Source organism: Indolivaga alginatilytica (genome assembly GCF_003201355.1).
In the GTDB taxonomy this organism is placed as follows: Bacteria; Bacteroidota; Bacteroidia; order Bacteroidales; family Dysgonomonadaceae; genus Dysgonomonas_A; species Dysgonomonas_A alginatilytica.
Genome location: NZ_QICL01000001.1, coordinates 190,658 through 207,539, shown reverse-complemented (window position 1 = coordinate 207,539; position 16,882 = coordinate 190,658). Strand labels below are relative to the sequence as shown.

General features: G+C 37.5%; 18 protein-coding genes. 14 read left to right on the top strand and 4 right to left on the bottom strand.

The genetic code is table 11. The annotated features are described in order from the left end of the window. The first annotated feature begins 12 nt into the window (after positions 1–12). The 4 genes from CLV62_RS00865 (at position 13) to arsM (ending at position 2,696) form a co-directional block, all read left to right on the top strand. The gene (locus CLV62_RS00865; RefSeq protein ID WP_110309247.1) at positions 13–333 is read left to right on the top strand and encodes an ArsR/SmtB family transcription factor; all 321 of its coding nucleotides are present in this window, start codon (positions 13–15) and stop codon (positions 331–333) included. Between the two features lie 70 nt (positions 334–403). Beyond that, the gene (locus CLV62_RS00860; protein WP_110308893.1) at positions 404–829 is read left to right on the top strand and encodes an arsenate reductase ArsC; all 426 of its coding nucleotides are present in this window, start codon (positions 404–406) and stop codon (positions 827–829) included. After that, positions 822–1,865 (top strand): ACR3 family arsenite efflux transporter, encoded by a 1,044-nt coding sequence (gene arsB / locus CLV62_RS00855; protein WP_110308892.1) that lies wholly within the window; start codon positions 822–824, stop codon positions 1,863–1,865. The genes CLV62_RS00860 and arsB overlap by 8 nt, the downstream gene beginning before the upstream one ends. A gap of 18 nt (positions 1,866–1,883) precedes the next feature. Next, the gene (gene arsM / locus CLV62_RS00850) at positions 1,884–2,696 is read left to right on the top strand and encodes an arsenite methyltransferase (protein WP_110308891.1); all 813 of its coding nucleotides are present in this window, start codon (positions 1,884–1,886) and stop codon (positions 2,694–2,696) included. Positions 2,697–2,755: 59 nt separating this feature from the next. On the opposite strand, the gene CLV62_RS00845 is transcribed toward arsM, so the two are convergent. Beyond that, positions 2,756–3,127 carry a carboxypeptidase-like regulatory domain-containing protein gene (locus CLV62_RS00845; protein WP_110308890.1) on the bottom strand — a complete coding sequence of 124 codons (372 nt, stop codon included), beginning with the start codon at positions 3,125–3,127 and terminating at the stop codon, positions 2,756–2,758. Positions 3,128–3,173: 46 nt separating this feature from the next. Next, complete coding sequence (locus tag CLV62_RS00840) at positions 3,174–5,078, bottom strand: vWA domain-containing protein (protein WP_110308889.1); 1,905 nt, start codon at positions 5,076–5,078, stop codon at positions 3,174–3,176. A gap of 265 nt (positions 5,079–5,343) precedes the next feature. Here CLV62_RS00840 and CLV62_RS00835 point away from each other — a divergent pair, with 265 nt between their 5' ends. From CLV62_RS00835 to CLV62_RS00815, 5 genes are all read left to right on the top strand, one after another. Continuing rightward, positions 5,344–5,934 carry an RNA polymerase sigma factor gene (locus CLV62_RS00835; protein WP_245903948.1) on the top strand — a complete coding sequence of 197 codons (591 nt, stop codon included), beginning with the start codon at positions 5,344–5,346 and terminating at the stop codon, positions 5,932–5,934. Beyond that, complete coding sequence (locus CLV62_RS00830) at positions 5,921–7,192, top strand: energy transducer TonB (RefSeq protein ID WP_110308888.1); 1,272 nt, start codon at positions 5,921–5,923, stop codon at positions 7,190–7,192. The genes CLV62_RS00835 and CLV62_RS00830 overlap by 14 nt, the downstream gene beginning before the upstream one ends. 42 nt (positions 7,193–7,234) lie before the next feature. Then, positions 7,235–7,861: a ribonuclease H1 domain-containing protein gene (locus tag CLV62_RS00825; protein WP_110308887.1), complete on the top strand. Its 627-nt coding sequence runs from the start codon at positions 7,235–7,237 to the stop codon at positions 7,859–7,861. A gap of 130 nt (positions 7,862–7,991) precedes the next feature. Beyond that, positions 7,992–8,651 (top strand): DUF2461 domain-containing protein, encoded by a 660-nt coding sequence (locus tag CLV62_RS00820; protein WP_245903947.1) that lies wholly within the window; start codon positions 7,992–7,994, stop codon positions 8,649–8,651. 212 nt (positions 8,652–8,863) lie between these two features. Continuing rightward, entirely contained in the window at positions 8,864–9,703 is an 840-nt protein-coding gene (locus tag CLV62_RS00815; RefSeq protein WP_110308886.1) for a hypothetical protein, read from the top strand. A gap of 96 nt (positions 9,704–9,799) precedes the next feature. Here CLV62_RS00815 and CLV62_RS00810 read toward each other — a convergent pair whose 3' ends face one another. Both CLV62_RS00810 and CLV62_RS00805 read right to left on the bottom strand, forming a co-directional pair. Beyond that, a complete protein-coding gene (locus tag CLV62_RS00810) occupies positions 9,800–10,303 on the bottom strand; it encodes a DUF4252 domain-containing protein (protein WP_110308885.1) in 504 nt (167 codons plus the stop codon). 129 nt (positions 10,304–10,432) lie between these two features. Continuing rightward, positions 10,433–11,083 (bottom strand): HAD family hydrolase, encoded by a 651-nt coding sequence (locus CLV62_RS00805; RefSeq protein ID WP_110308884.1) that lies wholly within the window; start codon positions 11,081–11,083, stop codon positions 10,433–10,435. Between the two features lie 174 nt (positions 11,084–11,257). On the opposite strand from CLV62_RS00805, the gene CLV62_RS00800 reads away from it, so the two are divergent. The 5 genes from CLV62_RS00800 (at position 11,258) to CLV62_RS00780 (ending at position 16,876) form a co-directional block, all read left to right on the top strand. After that, positions 11,258–12,154 carry a diaminopimelate dehydrogenase gene (locus CLV62_RS00800; RefSeq protein WP_110308883.1) on the top strand — a complete coding sequence of 299 codons (897 nt, stop codon included), beginning with the start codon at positions 11,258–11,260 and terminating at the stop codon, positions 12,152–12,154. Positions 12,155–12,171: 17 nt separating this feature from the next. Further along, positions 12,172–12,984 (top strand): 4-(cytidine 5'-diphospho)-2-C-methyl-D-erythritol kinase, encoded by an 813-nt coding sequence (ispE, locus tag CLV62_RS00795; protein ID WP_110308882.1) that lies wholly within the window; start codon positions 12,172–12,174, stop codon positions 12,982–12,984. Between the two features lie 208 nt (positions 12,985–13,192). Then, positions 13,193–14,893: an AraC family transcriptional regulator gene (locus tag CLV62_RS00790; RefSeq protein WP_170119980.1), complete on the top strand. Its 1,701-nt coding sequence runs from the start codon at positions 13,193–13,195 to the stop codon at positions 14,891–14,893. Positions 14,894–15,343: 450 nt separating this feature from the next. Continuing rightward, positions 15,344–16,111 (top strand): hypothetical protein, encoded by a 768-nt coding sequence (locus CLV62_RS00785; RefSeq protein ID WP_110308880.1) that lies wholly within the window; start codon positions 15,344–15,346, stop codon positions 16,109–16,111. 12 nt (positions 16,112–16,123) lie between these two features. After that, positions 16,124–16,876 carry a hypothetical protein gene (locus tag CLV62_RS00780; RefSeq protein ID WP_110308879.1) on the top strand — a complete coding sequence of 251 codons (753 nt, stop codon included), beginning with the start codon at positions 16,124–16,126 and terminating at the stop codon, positions 16,874–16,876. Positions 16,877–16,882 lie beyond the last annotated feature (6 nt).

Genomic DNA, 16,882 nt, shown 5'->3' with positions numbered 1-16,882 from the left:
GAATAAATGATTATGGCGAAAAAAGAATTAACTAAGGAGCAGGAACAGTTGGCTAGATTTGCCAAAGCATTAGGGCATCCTATCCGAATTGCGATACTGCAAATGTTGGCAAACCAGTCTTGTTGCTTTCATGGTGATATGTCGGAAGTATTACCTATTGCCAAGAGTACTCTTTCACAACACTTGAATGAGTTGAAAGATGCAGGATTGATTCAAGGGACAATTACTCCACCAACTGTGAAGTATTGCATAAATCTTGAAAATTGGACTGTGGCACAAACATTATTTTCAGCTTTCTTGAAAGATGTTGAATTAGATACCGAGTGTTCTTAATCTTAAAAAATTTGCTCTTAACGTTCGTTGTTCTACGAATTGCGAATTATGGGCTTAAATATAAAACGAAATGAGAATATTGATTCTTTGTACAGGAAATAGTTGTCGTAGCCAAATGGCACACGGTTGGCTTCAATCGTTCGACTCTAAGCTCGAAGTATATTCGGCAGGAACAAAAGCAAGTGGAAAACTTAATTCAAAAGCCGTAGAAGTAATGCTGGAAGCTAGGATTGATATTTCGCATCATACTTCTGATAGTATTGAGAAATATCTGAATGACGAATGGGATTATGTAATAACAGTTTGCGGCGGGGCAAACGAAAGCTGCCCCACATTCAACGGAAAAGTAAAGCACCGTTTGCATATCGGTTTTGATGATCCTTCGGAAGCTGTTGGCACACCTGAGTTTATTAATAGCGAATTTATCAGGGTGAGGGACGAAATAAAGAAAGCATTTTATGAATTGTATATCTCAAAATTAAAAAGTGATGAGTAGTAAAAAGATGGGTTTCCTAAACAAAAATCTAACGCTCTGGATATTCATGGCTATGGCAATAGGGGTGGGGCTGGGTTATTTTATCCCTTCATTCAGTGGATATATTGATTCCTTTTCGAGTGGAACCACAAATATACCTTTAGCTATCGGGCTTATATTGATGATGTATCCGCCGTTAGCCAAAGTGAATTATAAGTTATTACCTAAGGTGTTTTCTAATGTAAAGGTACTGACAACATCATTGATTCTTAATTGGATAATAGGTCCTGTGTTGATGTTTGGTTTAGCTGTAATATTTTTACACGATTATCCCGAATATATGGTGGGTGTAATTCTCATTGGCTTGGCTCGTTGTATAGCTATGGTTTTAGTGTGGAATGATCTGGCGGAGGGTAACTCCGAATATGGAGCAGGGCTTGTGGCTTTAAATAGTATTTTTCAAGTATTCTTTTATAGTTTTTATGCTTGGCTGTTTATTACCCAATTGCCACCATTGTTGGGGCTTGAAGGTGCTATTGTTGATATATCCATCACCACAATTGCTCAAACGGTGGGTATATATTTAGGTATTCCTTTTGTGATGGGTATACTTAGTCGATTGGTATTGGTGAAGTTAAAAGGTGAGAAATGGTATACCGAAAAGTTTATTCCTGCCATATCTCCCATTACATTAATAGCACTATTATTGACTATTGTGCTTATGTTCAGTCTGAAAGGAGAGTTAATAGTTCAAATCCCTATGGATGTAGTGCATATAGCAATACCGCTTATTATATATTTTGGATTGATGTTCTTTATCAGCTTCTTTGCGAGTAAGGCAGTTGGAACCCCTTACGACAAAAATGCCTCTATATCTTTTACTGCTACGGGAAACAATTTCGAATTGGCGATAGCAGTTGCTATTGGCGTATTTGGTTTACATAGCGGACAAGCATTTGCAGGAGTAATAGGGCCTTTGGTTGAAGTACCTGTGCTGATTGTTTTGGTAAATGTTGCGCTATGGTTAAAGAAGAAGTATTATACAAATAGCATATAAAAAGAAATACATATAAATATGGAAACAAATAAAGATAAAAAAGAGTTGGTAAAACAACAATATAGCCAATTGGCTTTAAATGGTGATTTATTGAAGTCGTCTTGTGGATGCGGTACTAATCCGGCAAAACCATCTAAAAAAGTATTTACTATAATGAGTGAAGATTACAGTCACTTGAAAGGTTACGAAGCGGATGCCGATTTAGGTGTTGGTTGCGGATTACCGACTGAATATGCAGGCTTAAAAGAAGGCTACACAGTTATCGACTTGGGATCGGGTGCAGGCAATGATTGCTTTATTGCCAGAGCCGAAGTGGGTGAAAGTGGTAAAGTCATCGGTATTGATTTTTCTATACCTATGCTAGAAAAAGCCCGGAAAAATGCAGCTAAACGAGGTTATACAAATGTTGAGTTTAAGGAAGGTGATATTGAGGAAATGCCTATACCCGATAATACAGCAGATGTAGTAGTAAGTAATTGTGTGTTGAACTTGCTACCCGAAAAGAATAAGATCTTTAAAGAAATTTACCGTGTGCTAAAATCGGGAGGCCATTTCTGTATTTCGGACGTGGTGCTAAACGGTGTTTTTCCAAAGGAGTTTACAGATAATGCTTCTATGTATGCCGGTTGTATTGCAAGTGCCATTCAAAAAGAAGATTATTTAGGAGAAATAGAAAAAGCTAATTTCACTGATATCAAAATCGAAAGGACAAAAACAGTTGTGATTCCTGACGAAGTTTTACAAGAAAACCTAGATGAGGCAACTATCATAAAATACAAAGCCGGAAATGTAGGTATTTATTCAATTACCGTGACTGGTGTAAAAGCATAAAAGAAAGAGGCAGATCGTAAATGATCCGCCTCTTTTTATTTTTGAGTAAGTCTGAAATTTTATTCTGTTTTCTCGAAATTGTCCTGAATACGTTTTACGTCATCGGGATTCGTAGCTTCCATTTTTATAGTTTTAGCATCCTTAGCATCAATAGTGATACTCTTGTATTGTGCATGTCTGAATACTAGCTCCTGATCTTTTCGAGCCATGATAGCATATTCTCCATTGGCATTCGATAAAGACTGAGGGTTAGTACCTTGTATGGCGATTGAAGCTCCTTGGATAGGCTCGTCATTGGCAATATCTACTATTTTACCGCTAATGAGAGTTTCCTTCTCTAACTGCTTGGTCTTTTTTATGTCTTTTTGATCATAAATGTAAAATGATACAGCGCACAGTAAAACCAATATTATACCTAGTTTCGATTTCATACTTATCTTTTTTATTTGTTATGAGTCAATAAAAAGGTCTCAGACCTTATTTTAAATTTTTAGTAACCTCTATCAATCGTATAAATTCGGCTTTATAGCCTTCCTGATCGTTTTCCAATCCCGATTTAGCCAGCGATATTACTTTGTCGTAAGTAGCATCACCTTTGTAGTCTGAATCTTTGATTAACTGGGCAAACATGGCTACTGCCGATGCAAAATGCATATCCGAAGATACGTCATTTTTTTTATTATCTAAAACAGGCAATTCCATATTAACGCTATTATCCTTGTCTGGCTCTTTGTATCTCAGTTTTACAGTCAGTAACTCAGGTGAATCCGTAAGGATAATATTTTCATTCGATTTCGCTGCTTTTTGATATTTAAGCTTGTCTACTTTAGGCAGTTTATTTGTTTTTACTCCTACGGGAATCACTTCATAAAGGGCGGTTACCGTTTGTCCTACTCCCATTTCTCCGGCATCTTTAGTGTCGTCATTAAAATCCTCTTTATTAAGGATGCGGCTTTCGTACCCGATAAGCCTGTATGCCTGTACCTGCGCAGGGTTAAATTCTATTTGTAGTTTTACATCTTTAGCTACAGCAAACAGAGTTCCGCTAAATTCCTGAACAAGCACCCGGTTGGCTTCCTGCATATTATCGATGTATGATGCATTACCGTTTCCTTTTTCTGCAAGAATCTGCATCTTTGCGTCTTTATAGTTACCCATGCCGTAGCCGAGTATAGAAAGAAATATGCCCGATTTTCTCTTCTTCTCGATTAGTTCTTGCAAGCCTTCATTGCTCGATACGCCTACATTGAAATCACCGTCAGTACAAAGGATAATGCGGTTATTGCCTCCTTTTATAAAGTTTTTCTCGGCAATTTCGTATGCTTTTTGAATGCCTCCTGCTCCGTTGGTAGAGCCTGAGGCTACAAGTCCGTCGATCACTTCTTTTATTTTTTGCTTTTCGCTACCCGGTGTCGAGGCTAGTTTTTCGCCCACTTCACTGGCATATACGACTATGGCTACTCTGTCGGTGTTTCGTAAATTATTAACAAGAAGGTTCATCGACTTTTTTACGAGATCAAGTCGGGTAGCTCCCGCCATTGAACCAGATACATCTATGAGAAAGACCAGATTACTTGGAGGTAGGTTTTCTTTTTCGGTTTCTCTGGCTTTTACTCCGATACGCACCAAGCGATGTTGTTCGTTCCATGGACATTGTCCCACTTCGGTTGTCACTTTTACAGGGTCTTTCGTGGTTGGCTCGTCGTTTTTATATTTAAAATAATTGATGAATTCCTCTACTCTGATTGCATCTTTCGGTGGAAATTCTCCTTGATTTACATACCTGCGGAAGTTGGTATAAGAGGCTGCATCTACATCTATGGAAAGTGTTGATAGTGCCTCGTCTAATGGAGATTTGAAACTGTTTTCGACATACGCTCCGTACTCTTCATTCTTATTCTTTTTATTGTATTCCAGAGTCGATTTCATATCACTCTGAGATATACTTATAGACGGTTTTTGAGGAGCAGAGGGTTTGCTCTTGCCTGCTTTCTGTCTTCTTCCGGATGATGTAGACATAGCGCTGGTTACATCCTTTTTCTTTACATAGTTAAAGCCTATCACTACAGTTTCAGATAACATATGGCTATCCTCTTCCAGAGTTATATTAATATTTTCGGGAATTTTTACTTTTATTTCTTTGCTTACATATCCTATATATGAGAATACAATAGTAGAATTGGCTTGGACTGTTATACTGTAATTTCCATCAATATCAGACATTGTTTGATTATTAGTTCCTTTTTCTGATATCGTACAGCCAATAATAGGATCATTTGCAGGGTCGGTAATTACTCCTGTAATCTTGATGCTTTGAGCATTTATTATACTCGAAACGCATAGAAGAAGCAATGCTACTAAGATCTTAGTGTTTGTTTTCATAGCTGTTTATTTTTAGATTTAACTTTTTTTGTGTGTATATGCTTTTTGTTTTTTGGAATTTGACCTTTAATTGGCTCTAATCCCTGATAATATAAGAAAAGCCATAGAGTGAATCAAAAACTTTGTGTAATCAAAGTATTGCTATATGTCTTGTTTTATAGAGAAGATGTCACTGTTAATTCCACAAAAGAAACATTTTTTTTTTTTATCGTTGCAAACTTTTATAAAATCATGTAGCTTTGCCAACTATATAAAACGACAAGATTTGAGATTTTTTACACTAAATAGGCAAAAATCTGTTGAGTATACGGATGAGGAACTGTTGGAGCAATACCGAGAGACCGGGGATTCTGAGTCTTTCGGGCAGCTTTACAATAGGTATATTCCGTTGGTGTATGGTCTCTGTTTGAAGTATTTACAGAACGAGGATCAGTCGCAGGATGCTGTGATGGAGATTTTCGAAAATCTACTACCCCGAGTAAGTGGTTACGAAATTAAAGTATTTAAAACTTGGTTATATAGCGTAGTCCGAAATCACTGTTTCCATATCCTAAAAGAGAATAAAAAAGAAATAATTGTAGATTTCGACTCTAGCGTTATGGAATCTGACCAAATTTTAACTCTATTAAGTGAAGACGTGGAAAAAGAGCAGGAAGATGCATTAAATTATTGCATGGCTAAGCTCTCGGAACCACAACGAATATCCATAGACAAGTTCTTTTACGAAGAAATGTCTTATGCCGATATTGTCACACTAACAGGGTATGATCTTAAGAGCGTTAAAAGTTATATCCAAAATGGTAAACGTAATTTAAAATTGTGTATAGAAAGCAGACTGAACAATGAAGTTTCTTGATTACATACAAGGAGTCCGCAGAGGGAAGGCCGCACATCGAATAGAACACGAAGCGATGAGTGATCCTTTCTTGTCCGAAGCTATCGAAGGATATGATTCAATACAAGGGAATCATGCCAATCGAATAGCAAGGATGCAAGCATCTGTGCTTGCGCGTACTGCCAGAAGAGAAACTCAACCGGGAGCATGGAAGATTGCAGTTGCTGCAGTTGCCGTCATAGCTCTGCTTAGCGGATATTTTGCATTGATGAATCATAAATCGTCGATGGCACTCGCCAACGAACAGGAGAATTCATATATAAACCTATATGCCCCCGAAGATTATATAGAGCAAAGAAGGATAGAGCTTACTGCGATGATCGAAAACGATCCGTCTCAGGATGTTTCTGTCGAATCGGTTGTGCCTATCGCCAATCTCGATGAGGTAATCAAACCGGTAGAAGTACTTCCATTATATATACCCGGTGTTTATGCTGATCTTAAAAAAGAATCAGCAGATGACGATTCGTCCGCTCCTGTTAAAGAGACTAAAAAGATATTTATAGCGGAAGGACCATCTTCTATTCTGGCAGAAGCTAAAGTTTCACGACTCCAAACAGGAAAAGAGCAAGTTATGCCTGACAAGTTAAAAGATGCATGGACTACTAAAGAGACAACCGAAGTTACACGAAGCAGAGGTGTGGAGGTAAACACTCAAAATGAAAAAGGAAAAAATACGCGTGTTATGGGATTGACTATAGCCGAAGATCCAAAAATATCTACCACAAAAGAAACCGAAGCGACTTCTACACTCAAAGTTGATTCGCGTGAGGCTCGACTTCTGGCAGAGGAAGCCGGATTCGATAAAATAGAAGTGGTAGGAGCTGATGAATTAGATGGAAATGCTCTTGAGCTGAATGAGGTTGAAACTACTAAAAGAACAATCTCCCGTGAATCGTATTATAAGCCCAAAGCAAATTCGTCAAGATCCTTTACATCGGGTTCAGCAAAAAGAACTCAACCCGAACCTCTGATAGGTGAAAAGGAATATAAAAAATATTTGAAAGAAAACGTGACCCTTCCTAAGGACGGTGAATGTAAAAATAAGAAAGGCAAAGTTATTGTTCAATTATCAGTCGATAAGAATGGTAATCCCATAGATGTTTATGTAAAGAAAGGACTTTGTAAAGATTTAGATAGAGAAGCGGTTCGTCTTGTGAAAAACGGTCCGAAATGGAAATATGGAACTTTACGTGTAGATGTAGAAGTGCAGTTTTAGATAAATCCTTATCTTTGCTTTCTAAACATCTTCCTTTTATCAATGGCAAAAAAAAACTTCTACGTAGTATGGAACGGCGTCACACCCGGAGTGTATAACTCATGGGATGAGTGTAAGGCTCAGGTTTCGGGCTACGATGGAGCAATATATAAATCTTTCCCCTCTTTAGAACAAGCTAAGAAGGCTTTCGATGAAAGTCCTTGGCTGTATGTCGGCAAACAGGCAAAAAAAGAAACTCCCAAAAAATTACTATCCAATCCTGCTATAATAAAAGATAGCTTGGCAGTAGATGCTGCTTGCAGCGGTAATCCGGGATTAATGGAATACCGTGGAGTCTATGTGCTCACCGGTGAACAAATATTTCATCAGGGGCCTTATGAGCAGGGAACCAATAATGTCGGTGAATTTTTGGCTCTGGTTCATGGTCTGGCTTTATTGAAACAAAAAAAACTCGCTATGCCTCTTTATTCGGATAGTGCCAATGCTATTAAATGGGTAAAGGAGAAAAAGTGTAAAACTAAACTGGAGAAAACTTCTGTTAATCTATCTTTGTTCTATATGATAGAGCGTGCCGAGAAATGGCTGAAAGAAAATACGTATACTACCAAAATTATAAAGTGGGAGACAAAAGAGTGGGGCGAAATTCCTGCTGATTTTGGACGAAAATAAGGCCTCGGACCTTTCTATTATTTGGCGTAGGAGTGAACCTATGTGTTCGCTTACATACGACGGGTACACAGGTCTGCCTCTACAAATAAGATATAGCATTAAATACTTTATATTACTTAATAATCGAATTATGGCTTTTAATGGATTTACACCTGCAACAATACAATTTCTTAACGATCTGAAAGAGAATAACTACAAGGAGTGGTTCGAAGAGCATCGTTCAGTTTATGAAGAAGAATTGGTAAAACCTTTTAAGGAGCTTATCGCATCATTGACTCCAACGATGTACAATATAGATCCGCAATTCGAATTGCGTCCGCATAGAGTATTGTCACGTATCTATCGGGATGTTCGGTTTTCGAAGAATAAAGACCCCTACAAAACCTGCCTTTGGATGAGCTTTCAGGCTCCTACGCCCGATTGGGTAAATATACCGGGTTTCTTTATGGAACTGAATGCCGATATGTATTTTTATGGTATGGGATTGTTTGGCCCAAAGAAAAAAACAATGGATAATCTGCGTGATAGTATTGTTTATGATGCTAAAGAATTTCAGGCTCAAACCCAGAAAATTCTTGATCGTGGTTTTGTGGTGTATGGGGATGAATACAAGCGTCTTATTCCCAGTGAACTGCCTGAGTATTTTCAGACATGGGTACAGCGTAAGAATCTGTATGTAGGTAAAAATCTACCTGTGAATGAAGATGTATTTTCTCCCGTATTTGCAGATATTATCCGTGAGGATTACGAATCTTTGGTTTGGTTATACGAATTCCTTAAAGACGAATAATAAATACAAATTTTAAACTCAACTATTTCGCAGACAGAAATAGCTCTTTTTACTATCTGCTGGTTATATACCCAATGGCTGAATTTTAGCGATTTTGTATTTGTTATATTAAGCTAGTAAAAAAAGTGATTATTATAACCTATATGTTATTTAATTATTTATCTTTAACTCGTATTTCATTTAGGCATATTTAACCGAAAATTTGAGAAGAGATGAAAAGAACAATAATCCAGTTATTATTTACGCTCTTATTTCTGGTCGGTGTTACGTCAGGTTGTGATAACGACAAATATAATAATGCCGGAGGGGTAAACGGAAGACCCAGCAGCCTCAAAGACGGTAATGACTCAAGAGTGTTTTTTTCTTACTCTTATGAGGAGCGAATCAATCAGATAAAAGAAGAGAAAGGTTCTATTTGTGACTTCAAATACGAAAATGGTGAATTGTCTTCAATATCAGTTTCTCCTGCGGATAAAAATGTGGCAGATGGTCACGCACTCACCGAATTTACAAGAGAGGGTAATAAAATTATTATCGAACGATGGGCTGAGCCTAGTTCTAGTATATACAAACAAGAGATCGAATTGGACAATGACGGCATCCCTGTAAAGATTACGGATGTAGGAGTATACTCTCATACCGGAAGTAACGGAGAGATAACAAAGATAAGGGAGGGAGAGTCTTACGCTATATTTACTTATGACTTAACGACTAAGAATCTGTTGAACCAAACAGTTTACAATAAAATTACTTCGGAAGCTACGGCAAGTTACACTTATGAGTACGACGATAAATATGGCGTTGTATCCCGGTTAGATATGCCGCTTTGGTTTTATGCTTTCTATGCATATAGAAATAAAGATTACAGAAATGATTATGGATGTATCTTTTTCAATTATTCAAATAATGTTATTAAAGAGACTGTAACGAATATTACTGAAGGGACAAAACCGAGCATAATTACTTATAATATTCAATATAATAACGATAACTTTCCGACTTTAATGGGTAATGACCTGTATGCGGGTATTTATATGTCAATTCTATACTGATACTTATATAATCTACCATAACAACAAAGCTCTAATCCCAGGATTAGAGCTTTGTTGTTATGGTGCTATAAATTTAATTTTCTAAGAGTTACAGGCTTATTGCTGTTGTTGCTTAATGACGTCGGCGATATCCGATTCGTTCATCCTGCCTGTCATTCTCACAATTACAATTTCCAGATTCTCCATATCTATTGCAAAAACAAATATTTGAGGAATTACAGTCCCTTCTTTTCTTGCTATGATACGTACTTTATCGGCTCCATCAACTACATTCACTAATGTTTCGTAGCCGTTTTCATCTTTAATTTCTTCTAAATCTTTTAAGAATAATTTTTTTATCTCAGCGGAGCATTCTGTCAGATTAATCACATCTATGGATTCTAATTTCTCCATAAATGGAGGCGTATTTGTCGGAATCATACCACTGGAGTCGCTTGCTTTTGCTGCTGCCAGAGTTGCTTCGAGCATAGCTTTATCTACCAGTTGATATTGAGCATTTTCGTTTAGCGATAACCCCGATACCCAATTACTCAAATCCTGAGCGTAAATAATCTGGCTTGTAGCAAAAATTAAAAATATCGAGAAAATAAGTTTCTTCATATAGAATAAGTAAATGAAAATATTGAATGCTATATTTTATTTGTAGAGGCAGACCTGTGTATCCGTCGTATCTGAGCGAACAGATGGATTCAGCTCTCTACACCAAAGTAATGTAAAAGGGCTGAAACCTCAATCGGCAATAAATAAATCAGTTATTCTTTCGCCTCCTGTTAAATGATATGCTTGTAGTCCGAATGCCCGTGCTTCGGTAATGTTAAGTTCGTTATCGTCTATAAAAAGAGTGTTTTTAGGATTCTGGCGAATGTCTGCCATCATCTGTCTGTATATCTCATGATCGGGTTTTCTAAGATGCATCTCATCAGAGTAGAAACACTTGATAAACAGATCGTCAAAGTTTTCTCCGAATTGTTTTCTGTACATTGCTTTAAACTTGACTCTATGTGGGAAATTGGTGTTGCTGAGTAAGTAGGTGCGATAATTTTTTTTGATATTTTCGAGTAGAGCAATTCGTTCGGGTAGGTAGGGTTGAAGTAAAGCATTCCATGCATCCCATATTTGTTTTTCAGATACGTTTTTTGCATCGGGGTAGTCGGTGTGAATAGCGTCTATAAACTGAGACGGACTTATAAGACCTAATTCGAGATCGAGTAAAAATTTCTTGTGGGCAGAAATAATATCATCGGACTCTAACCCTTCGATCTGGAGGTTGGAAAAAGCAGCTATCGTTCTTCCAATGTTGATGTCCATAATAACTCCGCCGAAGTCGAATATAATACAATCAATTTCGGATACAGGAAAATTCGGTATGTTTAATTTCATTATCGCAATTTTTATAAACTACGAATATAGGTAAATTTTTTTTATAGAATCTCTTGTTAACAAAGGAAAAAGGAGAAAAGGAATTCATTAATTTTATATATTTTTGCGTGGCGATGAATATGTATATTCTCAGATCTTCTAAATACAAATCTAATTAATAAAAATAAATAACATATGAGTAAAATAAAAGCAGCTATCGTAGGGTACGGAAATATTGGAAAATACGTATTGGATGCGATTTTGAGTTCTCCTGATTTCGAAGTGGCAGGTATTGTACGTCGTAATCCTAATGATGTTCCTGTTGAACTGAAAGATTATAAGGTTGTGGCAAGTGTGAAAGAATTGGGTAAAGTGGATGTAGCCATACTTGCAACGCCAACCAGAAGTGTAGAGAGTTTTGCGAAAGAATGCTTGGCATTGGGTATTAATACAGTAGACAGTTATGATATTCATGGCGGTATTGTAGACCTTCGCCGTAGTTTAGATGCAACTGCCAAAGAATATAAAGCTGTATCTATTATTTCTGCGGGATGGGACCCGGGTACAGATTCAATGATTCGCTCTATGTTCGAATTTATGGCTCCTAAGGGTGTTACCTATACTAACTTCGGTCCGGGTATGAGTATGGGACATACGGTAGCCGTGAAAGCAATTAAGGGTGTAAAAGCAGCTCTGTCTATGACTATTCCTTTGGGAACAAGCATTCATCGCCGTATGGTATATATAGAAGTTGAAGAAGGTCATAAATTTGCAGATGTTGCAGCAGCTATTAAAGCCGATGATTATTTTGCACATGACGAAACGCACGTAACTCAGGTCGATTGTGTGGATAGCCTGAAAGATATGGGACATGGTGTAAACATGGTGCGTAAAGGTGTTTCGGGTAATTCTCAGAATCAGCTGTTAGATTTCAATATGAAAATTAACAACCCGGCATTAACGGCACAGGTGTTGGTTGCTTCAGCTCGTGCTTCATTAAAACAGGCTCCGGGTGCATATACTATGATCGAAGTCCCAATTATTGACTATATTTACGGAGAGAGAGAATCTCTAATAAAGAAACTTGTATAAAATTTACTTGAAAAACTATGATTTGTTTTCCGAACGCAAAGATTAATCTGGGTTTAAACATTGTCTCGAAAAGGGAGGATGGATACCACAATCTGGAGACCGTTTTTTATCCGATAATGATAAAAGATGCTCTGGAAATTATTGTATCTGAGCGACAAGATAAGGATTCTTTTATCGAATCAGGAATCAAAACAGGAACATCGCCTGAAACGAATTTAGTAATGAAAGCTCTGAAATTGATGAGAGCTCATTATGATATTCCTTTTCTGGATGTTCATTTATTGAAGAAAATTCCTTTCGCTGCAGGAATCGGAGGTGGCTCTTCCGATGCTGCTTTTATGCTGAAATTATTAAATAAGAAGTTTTCGCTCGATGCTACAAATGGTCAATTAGAGGCGTTAGCTGCTCAGTTGGGTGCCGATTGCCCATTTTTCATTTCCAATCGTCCATCTTTCGCAAGCGGGATAGGAGAGATATTAGAGCCGGTCGAATTATCTTTAGAAGGTTATTATCTGATGCTTATCAAGCCTGATATCAATGTGGCAACTAAAGATGCTTTTGCATTGGTGAATCCCGCTCAGTCGGAGATTTCCCTGAAAGAGATTATTAAACAACCTGTATCGGAATGGAAAAACCGCATGGTTAATGATTTTGAGAAAAGTATTTTCACAAAACATCCTGCAATAGAACAAATCAAGTTGAAATTGTATGCTTTAGGAGCAGTATATGCTTCGATGTCGGGATCGGGATCGTCGGTATATGCTATCTTTAATAAAAAAACGGATCTTAAACATCATTTTGCAGATTGCTATGTCTGGGAGCAAGAATGATGTATAGGTTTGTGAATAAGAGGGAGGGAAGTCCGAAAAGGGCTTCCCTTACTTTTGGGCTTTTGCGATTGTTAAAAACAAATAACTAATAATAGCTTTTATTCTTTCCTCAATTTCCTTTTTTATTCTACCTTTGCCCTTTCTATTATACATGGGAATGTATTTTTCAGACAACTATTTTAGACAACTTGAAATGTTAAACCAATTTATGTGGAACAAGAAAATTCTTGGTTTTAAACCGTTTATTTACATTATTTCGATAATCACATTGATAATACTATCTACTTCCTGCAATAAAAAAGGCAACGAAGAGGATGTAAGAAAGCTTGAAGAGCTAAAGCAGGCTTATTTATGGAACAACTCTACCGAAAAAGGTGTTGGGTATATCCGTCAGTTAAAGGAAGAGTCTTTGAGGCTCGGGAATGACCGCTATACAGGTAATGCCTATTATTACTTGTCTAACTATTATTTGCTCGAATTATCAAAACGAGACAGTGTTCCTTTTGCTTTGGAAGAAGCTAAAAAGTATTTCAAAAGAGCCGGTTATAAGCAGGGTGAGGTGCTGGCTGAGTCGTCCCTCGCTCATTATCTAATAGAAGAAGGGAGTTACGAGTTGGCATTAAAGAACATCTACTCTCTATTAAACGATATACAGAATTCTAATGATTATTACCAGCAAGCAAGTGTTTATTCAGTATTGGGTAAAATCTATTTGTATTCAGGAAAATCCGATGAGGCTCTTGAATCCTTCGATAAAGCATCCGAAGCCTATCAAAAAGTAGATAGTTTGCAAGATATTTCAAGAGAATATACCTTTCATATTCTTATGAAATCTATTGCCGCCAGTTATGCGAAGAAAAAAGAGCTGGCATTATCATACGCTTATGAACATAAAAGCAGGCTTGAAAATCTGAAATTATCTGAGACTAGTAGAAAAAATGTGAATTATATCGGTGATCTGGCGATAGCAGAAGGCTTATTAGATCTGGATCGAGTCAAAGAAGCCGAGTGTCCATTGGAAAGAGCACAGGCTTATGTTGAAGAGGTAGGAGATTCAAGCTACAGGTATGTTAATGCTATTAATATGGTGTTATCGAAATATTATTTTAAAAAACATAATTATGAAAGGGCATTTCAATATCTTGAGGCTTTAGTTCCGGATAAACAGCCCAATCTAGACTATATTGCTGCGCAGGAATTGAAATCCGAAATACTTTTCGCCAAAGGCGATTATAAGAATGCTTTTGCTTTGAAGAGTGCCCTTATCCAATTTTCGGATTCCATAAAATCGACCAGTACTTCAAAACAGCTTGAAAGGTTGCGAAGTACACTTCAAATGGAAATGCAGGAAAAAGAAAATGAACTAAATGCCCGGTACACCCGCATGATTATTATATCCTTATCCTTACTTTGTGTTTTACTGATAATATTACTCTGGATAAAAGTACAGAATGCGAAGAAAAATAAAAAGAAGAATGAGCTTATATTTTCTCAATATAGAGACTTGGATAGGTATACAAATAAAGAAGTCGATCTTTTGTCGGAAGAGTCGCCGGAGAATAATCCGGAACGAGCTTTATTTGAAAAAATAAAATCTCATTTGTATACTGGCGAGGCTTTTCTCGATCCCGATATTTCGAGGGAATCGCTGGCTTTGGAGTTGGGAACAAACCGGCAGTACCTGACAGAGGCAATACAGGAAAATACAGGGATGACTTTTATGGAATACATTAATGATATGCGGCTCTGCTATGCCCGCCGTCTTTTATCGTATAGTATAGATTTACCTATCGACGAGGTGTATATTACTTCTGGATTTAATAGTAAAAGTACGTTTTACCGCCTTTTCAAGCAGAAGTACGATTTGACTCCTAAAGAAATAAGGGAAATTGCTGCTAACCAAAAATGAAATCCATACATCTTTTCTAAATATTGGGGAAATCCGGCACAGTATGATTTAGAATTGGAGATGCAGTCGGTGTCTCATTTAGACCAATTTTTTAATTTTATCATATATTTATTTGTTAAATACAAAGGGGGCTTTGAAGTTATTCTTCAAAGCTCCTCTTATTTTTTTCTATTTAAATTACTTATATATATAGTTTTGCGTTTTTGGGATTCTTTTTTTGCGATTTTGATACCCTATTCTGCGATGTTGAGACTATCTCTTTTGGGCTGGTACTACCTTTGCATCGTATACAACAAAAAATAACGTTTTTATTAATTAGACAACACTGGCGACTAACTGTTTTTTTTGAATAGGATTTTGGTATTGTGCATACACTCACACACACTCTCTCTATTGCAGAGCTCTGACGTTTATAATCACTGCCTTGTCTTATCGTAAAATTTGAGCATTATGAGAATTTACACTTTAATTTTTTTTATATCGATTATGCAATTTCTGCCGGCACAGGTTGGGATAAATACGCAGAATGCATATACCGGTAGTGTACTGCATATTGATCCTAAAGGGAATACTTCGGGTACAACCAATTCGTCGGACGACGTACTGATAGATGCTTCGGGTAACATAGGTATAGGAACGTTATTACCCAAAGCAAAATTGGATATTGTGAAAGCCGGTACTAACTCGCCCCTTCGTATTGTGGATGGCGGGCAGGGTACAAACAAAGTTCTAAAGTCAGACACACAAGGAAATGCAAGCTGGATGGATATGCCGTCGACCAGTGCGGCTAACTATTCTATAACAGGGTCTGTACTAACATTCAATGCTGGCACCGTTTATTTAGTAAAAGCCATACCCATTTCGGCTAATGGTTTTTATCAGATTGTTATTCGCTGGTGGGGAAGAACGTGGGGGGTAAATGGTACGGGGGTAACAGCTGCTGTTTTTTATCTGGCTAGTTCTACCGGCTCAGGAAATGCGTGGACTGCCGATGAACCCAATGTAAAGGATAGTGCCGAGTCGTATGTATCTACTAATGCGACTACTGATAAAAATTCATATCCTTTTTGTTTCGCTTTACCCTTATCATCACAAGCTGCAGTAGAAACTTATCTGAAAGTATATATAAAAGTCGGTGTGGGTGGTCCTTGGAAAACCGGCGAGATCGATGCCTGGAATGCAAACTGGAATCCGAGTATTTCCGTATATAGAATATAATTGAACAAAATAATGAAAAGATATTTATTTTTAATGGCATTTGCCTGCCTGAGCTATCAGCTATTGGCTCAAATAGGTATAAATACCGAATCGCCGCAGCAATTGCTTCATGTAGATGCAAAAGGAAATACATCAGCCAACAGCAATGTATCCGATGATGTAGTTATAGACAAGAGCGGTAAAGTGGGAGTGGGGGTACTATCTCCTACGGCTAAACTACATATTGAAACGACAGTCAGTTTACCGGCTATACACCTGGCAGATGGGAGCGAGGGGGATGGTAAAATTCTGGGTAGTAAGGATGCTAATGGTAACATGACCTGGTTAACGCCTCCCACGTCGTGGACTAAGGTAGTTAACTTTACGGGAGGGCTTCGCAATTATCTGAATGGATATAGTGCTCTTTTACTGTCGGTTCAACTTCCCGAATCGGGCAACTATATTGTGATGCTCCGTTGGTGGGGAACTGCTAATACTTCGTTTGGCTTGATTAGTGCGTATCTTAATATAAAGGAAGGTGTGAATAATGTTGCAAACGATGCTGCGGATGTCAACAAAGATAATATAGAATACTATATTAAATATCCCCAGTCTGGTGCTCCGTTTTCTTTTACAAGCTACCTTCGCGGCAGTTTTACGGCAAACAAGTGGCTAAAACTATATATTTCACCCTCTACTCCGATGCCGGCAGGACAATATAGCTGGACAATCGGAAATACTACAAGCAAAGAATTAAACCCGACGGTCATTATTTTAAAAATTTAAAATAGA